Source organism: Paraburkholderia sp. Ac-20347 (assembly GCF_017104805.1).
Taxonomy (GTDB): domain Bacteria; phylum Pseudomonadota; class Gammaproteobacteria; order Burkholderiales; family Burkholderiaceae; genus Paraburkholderia; species Paraburkholderia tropica.
On record NZ_JAAGPN010000519.1, the window covers coordinates 1 to 2340 of the forward strand.

The following is a 2340-nucleotide window of genomic DNA, read 5'->3' on the forward strand; positions in this document are numbered from 1 at the left end:
GCGAGCGTGCCGATCGCGCTCAGCGCGGCGCCGCCGCCGACGAGGGCGATGGCGGCGAATGCGCGCGCGATCAGGCGGCGCGAAAGAAGGTGAGTGCTCATACGTGGGGTGGTGCTCATGCGTCGGAGGTCTCCTGGGCGGTCAGGCTGGCCGAAGCGCGGCGCGTGGCGCGCGTGGCGTGCGCGTCGCGTGCGACGGCGCTGTCGGCAGAAGCAGGCGCGTACGTAGCCGCAGACGCAGTCGCATCGGCCGCAGGCTTGACCGTTTTCCAGAAATCGAAATAGTTGAACCAGTTATAGGGCGCCGCGCGCGCGTACTTGTCGAGCAGCGAGACGTAACGCGCGAGCGCGGCGTCGATGGCGGCGCGGCGCGCTTCGCGCGGCGTGTGGGTGAAATCGGCGACCACTTCGAAATGCACGTCGTAGCGGTTGCCGCCGCGATAGAGCCCGGTCATGAACAGCACCGGGCGCTTGAGCATCGCGGCCATATAAAGCGGGCCGAGCGGGAACGGGGCTGGTTCGCCGAGAAACGCCATGCGGCGCATCGTGGCGGCGTCGTCGGCGAGCAGCGTGCGGTCGGCCAGCATGCCGACCATGCAGTTTTCGTCGAGACGCTGCTTCACCTTGAGCATCGAATCGATCTGGCCGAGGCCGATCACTTCCGGGCTCGCGGCGGGATTCACGGCGGCCAGCGTCGCGTTGATCTTGCGCGCGTTCTCTTCGAACATCGTCACCACCACGCGCAGACGCGGGCGTGTGCGGCCGAGCGCGCGCACCACTTCGAAGCTGCCCAGATGCGCGCCCATCAGGAACGCGCCGCGTCCGCCCGAGAGCGCTTCATCGACGAGCTGCTGGCCGTGCGGGCGGATGTCGAACAGGTCGAAGCGTCCGTGCATCAGATAGATGCGGTCGTGGATGGTGGTCGCGAACGTGAAGACGTGACGCCAGCAATCGCGCCATCGCGGCGCACGGTTCAGCGCGCGGCGCAGATAGTCGCGCGAGGCGCTGCGCGCGCGTGGCGAAAACAGCACGTACCAGGCGGCGCACAGATAGAGCAGGGCGCGTCCGGCAGGACGGCCTAGGCGTAGCGAGAGCCACGTCATCACGCGCAGCAGCAGCGCGCTGCCGCGCTCCTCGCGTTGCGCCCAATCGGGGCGTGCGGGTTTGGCGGTCGCGCTCGGGGCGGCTTGATCCGCTTGCTGATCCGCTTGATTCGATGCGGTCGTTGCGGTCGTTGCGGTCGCGTCCGGCGGCAGGTTCGGCGTCATGGCGCGGCCTCCGCGTGGACCGACGGCACGGCCAGCGTGCCGCTCGCCACATCGCGCTCGCCCGCACGCACGGTGAAGCGGATCGCGCCGCTCGCGGCGGCGTCGAAGGCGAGGTCGAGCGCTTCGCCGGGCGCGGCCGGGCTCAGGAACTTGGCCGCCGAGAGACGCCAGGTGTCGAGCGGCTGGTCGAGCGCGGCGCCGATCGCGTCGATGGCGCGGTCGAGCAGCACCACGCCCGGCACGATCGGCTGGCCCGGAAAATGGCCCGGCAGCGCGGGATGATCGGCGCCGATCGTGAAACGCAGCGCGTGCGCGCGTGTTTTCGCGGGCGCGGATTCACAGGTCGATGCCGACGCAGATACCGACGCCGCAGCGCGCGTATGACGCGCGGCCATCGCCGCGAGCACGTCGCGCGGCAGCTTGCCGGTTTCGTTGCGCGGCAGCGCATCGACGAACACGAGCGGACGCGGCATGAACGCGGCGTCGATCCGTTCGCGCAGCGCGCGCTGCAACTCGGCTGCGTTCAGCGAAGGCGCGACTACCAGCGCGACGAGGCGCGTGATTGACGTGTCGGCAGCGTCGGCGGCCTCGCCGGGCATGAAGAACACGCCGTCGCTCACGCCGGGAATCGCGTTGAGCTGATGATTCAGATACGCGAGCGAGGTGCGCTTGCCCGCGATATTGACGAGGTCCTGCTTGCGCCCGTGCAGCAGGAAACGCTGCGCATCGAGCAGTTCGAGCGCGTCGCCCATCGGCACGGGTTCGTCGAGGTGGCCGCCGCTGGCCCAGTACGTGGCGCTGTTTTCCTGATCTTCCTGATCTTCCTGATCTTCGTCGCGCGTCGTCAGCGCTTCCAGCCGGATGCGCGGCAGCAGTTGCCAGACCGCGCCTTGCGCGGTGCGGCGCGTGGCGATCTGGCCGGTTTCCGTGCTGCCGTAGATCTCGATCAGCGGCGCGCCGAGCCGCGCTTCGGCTTCGCTCGCGAGCTTTTCGGCGAGCGGCGCGGTCGCGCTGAGCACCAGCGCGGCGCGCGGCAGCGGCGCGTCGCTGGCGAGCAGCGTGCGCAGATGGAT

At 69.7% G+C, this 2340-nt stretch carries 2 pseudogenes; both read right to left on the reverse strand.

The window, feature by feature from the left end:
- Nucleotides 1-265 precede the first annotated feature (265 nt).
- Nucleotides 266-1102: pseudogene (locus G3N97_RS38270) on the reverse strand (acyl-CoA synthetase); the annotation flags it as partial.
- 161 nt (nucleotides 1103-1263) lie between these two features.
- Nucleotides 1264-2340, reverse strand: a pseudogene (locus G3N97_RS38275) (acyl-CoA synthetase); the annotation flags it as partial.